This window comes from Lyngbya sp. CCY1209 (assembly GCF_055795065.1).
Genome location: NZ_JAYFER010000119.1, coordinates 1 through 6,668, shown reverse-complemented (window position 1 = coordinate 6,668; position 6,668 = coordinate 1). Strand labels below are relative to the sequence as shown.

Annotated in this window: 6 protein-coding genes; 1 reads left to right on the top strand and 5 read right to left on the bottom strand. The window is 56.5% G+C overall.

Annotated elements, in window-relative coordinates; translation table 11 throughout:
- Window positions 1-133: 133 nt before the first annotated feature.
- The 4 genes from AC0QHF_RS00855 to AC0QHF_RS00840 form a co-directional block, all read right to left on the bottom strand.
- The gene (locus tag AC0QHF_RS00855) at window positions 134-1,111 is read right to left on the bottom strand and encodes an MvdD family ATP-grasp ribosomal peptide maturase (protein ID WP_324702294.1); all 978 of its coding nucleotides are present in this window, start codon (window positions 1,109-1,111) and stop codon (window positions 134-136) included.
- 1 nt (window position 1,112) lies between these two features.
- Window positions 1,113-2,102: an MvdC family ATP-grasp ribosomal peptide maturase gene (locus AC0QHF_RS00850; RefSeq protein ID WP_324702293.1), complete on the bottom strand. Its 990-nt coding sequence runs from the start codon at window positions 2,100-2,102 to the stop codon at window positions 1,113-1,115.
- 135 nt (window positions 2,103-2,237) lie between these two features.
- On the bottom strand, window positions 2,238-2,615 hold the full coding sequence (locus AC0QHF_RS00845) for a microviridin/marinostatin family tricyclic proteinase inhibitor (RefSeq protein ID WP_324702292.1): 378 nt from the start codon (window positions 2,613-2,615) through the stop codon (window positions 2,238-2,240).
- A 166-nt stretch (window positions 2,616-2,781) separates the two neighbouring features.
- Window positions 2,782-3,888 (bottom strand): NAD(P)H-dependent flavin oxidoreductase, encoded by a 1,107-nt coding sequence (locus AC0QHF_RS00840; protein ID WP_324702291.1) that lies wholly within the window; start codon window positions 3,886-3,888, stop codon window positions 2,782-2,784.
- A 388-nt stretch (window positions 3,889-4,276) separates the two neighbouring features.
- Here AC0QHF_RS00840 and AC0QHF_RS00835 point away from each other — a divergent pair, with 388 nt between their 5' ends.
- Entirely contained in the window at window positions 4,277-6,190 is a 1,914-nt protein-coding gene (locus tag AC0QHF_RS00835) for a transketolase C-terminal domain-containing protein (protein WP_324702290.1), read from the top strand.
- 75 nt (window positions 6,191-6,265) lie between these two features.
- Here the strand turns inward: AC0QHF_RS00835 and AC0QHF_RS00830 are convergent, their stop codons facing one another.
- The gene (locus AC0QHF_RS00830; protein WP_324702289.1) at window positions 6,266-6,508 is read right to left on the bottom strand and encodes a DUF4058 family protein; all 243 of its coding nucleotides are present in this window, start codon (window positions 6,506-6,508) and stop codon (window positions 6,266-6,268) included.
- Window positions 6,509-6,668: the final 160 nt, after the last annotated feature.

Here is a 6,668-nt window from a genome sequence, read left to right as displayed (position 1 = left end):
TGCTCCCCCTTATCTCCCCCCTTACAAAGGGGGGTAGGGGGGGATGGGGGCGGGGGGGGATCGAAGGGGGATAATGGTGGATCATCCGTTTCTCATTCGAGCGAAAACCGCTGTATTATAATCAACTCGGTTTCTAGATTCGTAATCCCGAAACCAAAAGATCGGCGATCGCATCAGAAATCGGCAACCCCGGACAGCGTTCCAGCCAGAAAAACTCCCCCACCGGATTCACCTCCAAAAACACGTGGCGATCGCCCGGGGTCAAAATCAGATCGATCGCCCCGTAGTTCAACCCGAATTCCGCCATCAAAGCCAGTAATTTCCCCTCCACATCGGCGGGCAAATCGTAATGCGTCCAGGCATCGAGTAAGGCGATTCCCTGCCGCCGCCAGTCGTGGCGGGACTTTTCCAAAGCCTGGGAATCGACGGCGGCGGTAAAGGCGCGACGGCCGACAACAATCGTCCGCAATTCCAACTTTTTTTCGATTTTTTCTTGAAACGTCATGGGACAGAAATTCAATCCCTCCAAGCTTTCCAGATCGTCCGGGGTGACGGGATTGGTAAAAACCACCTGTTCTTGCCCTTCTTCGTCGTAGATGGCGAAGGAAGACAGCATTTTCGTCACCATACCCTGCGGGCATTCCCCGGCAAATTGTTGCACCGCTTGGGGATTGTTCGTCGTCAGGGTGCGCGGCGTTTCCAAACCCAATTCTCGGGCGACTTGTATTTGCAATTGTTTGTTTTCGGCGCGGCGAATTTTGGGGACGGGGTCGAGGTTAAATCCCCGGATGCTGGCAATCATTCCCTGAATGGTGACGCGGGATTCCTGCACGGACGCCCGCCGCATTTGCCGGTCCATTGTCGTCGGAATTCGCGCCCCGATCGCGATCCGGCGATACCACACGGCGGAGACATCTTGCAAATCAACCTTTCGGTCATTATCGACCAAAATCAGGCGCTCATTTTCCCCGTAATAAATATCCAATAAAATTTCCGTCGGAAATCGATCCGTGTCGAACCGAAACACCGTCTCGCCCCGGTCGGCGATCGCCTTCATCACCCGGGGAATACTTTCGTTATCTTTGCTGTGGGTAATAATTAAAATCGTCATGTCAACTGGGGTCGTCCGCGAGGAGGGCATCGGCGATCGCATCCGAGATTGGGAGTTTCAAATCGCGCTCCAACATTCCCCATTCTCCCGAAGGATTCACCTCTAAAAATACCAATTCTTCCGAGGGCGTTTCGATGAAGTCAAACGCGCCAAACGTCAGGCCAAATTTCGCCATAAAATGATCGAGGATTTCGGCGATCGTCGGGGGCAGTTGATGGTTTTCCCAGACGCAAGCGTCCGGCGTACCGCACCGCCAGTCCACCGTCGATTCCGCATATTTCGACGCATCCAATGCCCCCACAAAAATGCGGCCGTCCACGAAGACCGCCCGCAGTTCCCGGCGCTTGGGGATTTCCTCTTGGAACACCATCGGACAGTGGCGCAACGTTTCCAAATCCGCCAAATCTTCCTCCTTCACCGCACTGGTATACAGAAAAAAAGGCGAACCTTTCATGCTGTAAGAAAGCGGCTTCAACAGTTTGGCGACCATCTTTCCACCGACCCGGTAGAAAAACGCCCGCACCTCCGCCGGGTCGTTGGTGACGAGGGTTTGGGGAATCCTCAATCCCACCTCCCGGGCGACCCGCAACTGCCGCAATTTGTTCTCGGCGGCGCGAATGCGTTCCACGTCATCCACCCAACGGGCACTTCGCAAACCGTCCCAAAAACCGTCCCAGGTTGCCAGGGATTCTCGGGCGCAGGCGACTTGAAATTCCGGCGTCAATTCTTCGCCGAATTTGGGTTGCCAGATGCGGCGCAGCCAGACGGAACGCACCTCCTCGGCACGCATCGAAATATCGCCGTATTCCAACCAATTTTCGCACCCGCTATTGCCGAAATGGGCTCGAATTTTGATCGCCGCAGGAAAGCGATCGGTGTCGAGGCGAAAGGGTCTGCAACTCCGTTTGGATAGGGCCGCAAATACGCGATCAACGGTGAAGTAATCGCCGCTGTGGGTGATCAATAAAACGACATCGCGCCGGGAATTCATGATGCATTAAATCGGGATAATTCGGACAATTTATCTCGGGTTTTATCTATTTTAAATCGGCGCAATATGAAAAAAAATCGGCACAATTCGCCGACTTGCAATTCGGTCTTCGCACCGATCCAGGCGACTTCATCCTCACCATCCGAAGGATAGGTCGGATTCATCGCTGTCCGAGGGATACTTTTGGGTCGTGATCAGATCGCCAGACCCGTCGTCGAAGCCGCCACTATCCTCTTGATCGGAGGGATATTTGAGCGTCACCGCGATATCGCCTCCGCCACTATCTTCGCTGTCGGAGGGATATTTGAGCGTCACCGCGATATCGTCCCAAATTGGTTTGATGCCGACCCCATCTTCGCTGTCGGAGGGATACTTTTTGGTCGTTATCAATCCTCTCCGGCCGCCGACGGCTTTCATTTCCGCCTCCGACAGGTCTTCCAACTGCCCTTCGAGATAGCGGGCAAAGAAAGGAACCGCTTTCGAGTCGGATTCTCGCTTATTTTTTTCGGACATGAGTCAATTCGTCCTCATCGCGCTACAGATATTGACTGAAAAAATCAGGCTTTTTAGTCCTTGTAATAGGCACGATAGCAGGATCGTTTTGAGATATGTTGCCAACTTGGCAAAACGTAGACCCGACGCCAAAAAAATCAAGAAACTGACCGAAAAATTATCAAATTCATGGGCACTCCGTCAACTCCGCCATCAACTTCGCCACCGGAACGATCGCTTCCGCCGAACCCCCATTCTCGCCCGCAAATACCAAACCCGTCTCCACGTCCCCCCGAGCCGCCCGATCGAGCGCCCGCAGGATACAATAATTTTCCCCGCGATCGCGATAGCTACAGGTGTGCAAACAACTCGCCAGACAAGCATTTTTCGGCTCCAACGTCCCCGCGATCGCCTTCTCCACAAACGGATTCCGCAGCGCCCGCCCCGGCAAACCCACCGGCGAGGGCACCAACATCACGTCCTCCGGCGTCGCCTGCAAATGAAACTCCTTGTAACGGATATCCGCGTCGCATTCCTCCGTCGTGATAAACCGGGTCCCCATCTGAACCCCGCTCGCCCCCAGCGCCAACACCCGCTCGATATCCTCCCGACTCCAAATTCCCCCCGCCGCCACGACGGGAATCTTCGCCCCAAATTCTCGCTCCAAAACCGCCACCAACTCCGGAATCACCGAGGGCAGGAGAAACTCGGGCACCTCGAACTGCTCCGCCTTCGCCCCCAAATGTCCCCCCGCCGATCGCGGTTCCTCCACAATCAACGCATCCGGCAACCGATTATATTGTCGCCCCCACTTGCGGCAAATCACCCGCGCCGCCCGGACACTCGAAATAATCGGTGCGATCGCCACATCCGGATAGTCCGCCACCGCTTCCGGCAAGTGCATCGGCAGTCCCGCCCCGGAAATAATCAGATTAATCCCCTGTTCGGCCGCCGTGCGGACCAACGTCTCGTGATCCTGAGCCGCCACCATCGAATTGATCGCCAAAATCCCCGTCGGACTCAGTTCCCGCGCCTTTTTGATTTCGTCGATCAGAGCCAAGCGGTTCGCCTCGAAGAAATTGGCCCGCCGCCGGCCAAAATTGCGCTCCTCCGGATCGAAATAGGGGGAATTCAAACCCAACCCCACGGCCGAAATCGTCCCGATGCCCCCGGCTTCGGCCACCGCCGCCGCCAGGTTCGCCCCCGAAATGCGAATTCCCATGCCCCCCTGGATGATGGGGCGGGGGGCGACGTGCTTGCCGATTTGGAGGGGAGGAAATTGAGTCGCAGACATTCGATCTCCTTTGCTAGGGCCGGTTTGCGGACGACCGGCGTTTCTCAAACAATAACTATATTTCTATCAAGCGATATTTGTCAATCCGGACGCCGCGATCGCACCCGAACGCACCGATCGCATTCACGCTCGACCGCATCTTTGACGGAGCCGAGCTGATCGTTAGGTTAAGGAAAGATCATCGATTCGCGATCGCACCGAATCCCAAAAATCTTGGCGGGGTGGCGGATCGGGCCTCACAATCCCCCCCCAAAACCATCGCGAATCGATTGTTCAATTTGAGCCGAAATGTGAAACAATTGAAACAACGCAATTGGCCATCGTCCCCAAACCGGGCGATCGGCCCCCGTTGCGCCTGAACCTCGATATTTAATTTGGAACATCACCCATGACCGTTGCTCAAGTGACCTTCCCCATTGACCTGGGAGCTTACCAGCATCTGAAACTCGATCCGGCCCAACCCACCCTCACCGACGAACAGCGAGACGCCCTCAAAGCCAACATCCAACTGTTCCGGGATGCGATCGTCTTCTTCACCGCCACCGGCGCCGCCCGGGGAGTCGGCGGTCACACCGGCGGACCCTACGACACCGCCCCCGAAGTGATGATCCTCGACGCCCTGTTCCGCGGCGGCCCCGAAAAATTCGTCCCCACCTTCTTCGACGAAGCCGGACACCGGGTCGCCACCCAATATATGATGTCCGTCCTCGAAGGTCACTTGCCCGCCGAGCAACTCCTCAGCTACCGCGCCGCCCACTCCAAACTCCCCGGACACCCCGAATTGGGACTGACCCCCGGCGTCAAATTTAGTTCCGGGCGCCTCGGCCATATGTGGCCCTACGTCAACGGCGTCGCGATGGCCAACCCCGATAAGACGGTATTTTGCCTCGGTTCCGACGGGTCCCAACAAGAAGGAAACGACGCCGAAGCCGCCCGCCTCGCCGTCTCCCAACAACTCAACGTCAAACTCATCATCGACGACAACGACGTCACCATCGCCGGACACCCCTCCGAATACATCCCCGGCTACACCGTCGCCCAAACCCTCGCCGGCCAAGGCGTCAAAATTCTCGAAGGCGACGGGGAAGATCTCGACGACCTCTACCGCCGCATCTGCGAAGCCATCAACACCGCCGGACCCGTTGCCGTGGTGAACCGCCGGAAAATGTGCGTCGGAATTGACGGCCTCGAAGGGTCCCCCCACGGCCACGACGTGATTTCCGTCGATGCCGCGATCGCCTATTTAGAAGCCAAAGGCCGCACCGAAGCCGCCGACTACCTCAAAGGCATCAAAAAGCCCAAGCAAGACTACACCTTCCTGGGTTCGAGCGAAGATCTCGGTTCCAACCGCAACGTCTTCGGAGATGCCGTCGTTTCCGTCCTCAGTACCATGAGTGAAAGCGATCGCAAAGAAAAAGTCGTCTGCATCGACAGCGACCTCGAAGGCTCCTGCGGCCTGCAAAAAATCCGCACCGCCTACCCCGAAATCTTCATCAAAGCCGGCATCATGGAGCGCGGCAACTTCTCCGCCGCCGCCGGTTTCGGCATGGAAAAAGGCAAACAAGGTATTTTCGGCACCTTCAGCGCCTTCCTAGAAATGTGCATCTCCGAAATCACCATGGCGCGGCTCAACTACTCCAACGTCCTCTGCCACTTCTCCCACAGCGGCATCGACGACATGGCCGACAACACCTGCCACTTCGGCCTGAACAATATGTTCGCCGACAACGGCCTCGATGACGGCTATGAAACCCGCCTCTACTTCCCCGCCGACGCCAACCAGATGAAAGCCTGCGTTGACTCGGTATTCTTCGATCCCGGACTGCGGTTCATCTTCTCCACCCGCTCCAAAGTCCCCCACATCCTCGACTCCGAAGGCAACCCCTTCTTCGGCGAGGGTTACAAATTCGTCCCCGGAAAAGACGAAGTCATCCGCGAAGGCACCGCCGGCTACATCGTCAGCTTCGGCGACAGCCTCTACCGCGCCTTAGATGCAGTAGAACGCCTCAAAAAAGAAGGCATCGACGTCGGTTTGATCAACAAACCCACCCTCAACGTCGTCGATGAAGAAATGTTAGCCAAAGTCGGCCGGGCGCCCTTCGTCCTGGTAACAGAATCCTTCAACCGCCGCACCGGACTCGGAAGCCGCTTCGGTTCCTGGCTGCTCGAACGCGGATACACCCCCAAATTCGCCTATCTCGGCACCCACGAGGAAGGCTGCGGCGGCCTGTGGGAACAGTTCCCCCACCAGGGAATCGACCCCAACGGCATCATGAAAAAGGTCAAGGAATTGATCGGTTAACGATCCGAATTTGAGTGATTTTGTCGGGGGAATGGAGGCATTCTCCCGACTGTCGTCTTTTTGAATCCGACCCCGCTATCCGAGTTGATTTTTCAGCCATTCCCCATCGGCATCGGAGAATGGCGGGGGCGGCGGCGGTTGGCCGTAGTCCAGAGACAGATCGTAAGCCGCCTCCTCATAGACGGCGGTGAGGGCCGATCGCAAATCCAGCGGCAGGTCCGGGTCGGGATCTCGCAGGGGCACCGGGACGACGGGCAGCGGAGTCGGCAATTTCAGGGGAGGGCATGGGAACACACCTCGGACAGTTGAAACTTGCATCGTGTCAATTGTATCGCCCCCAAACCCCCAATTCTGGGGGCTTTGAGTGGCGCGATCGCCCTCTGGAGTCGATTGATTGGCCCCACATTGCCGATCGCATTATTTATTTTTTCAAAAAAAATTAAGAAATGTTAAAAATTTCGACTTTTTTTGAGAAACC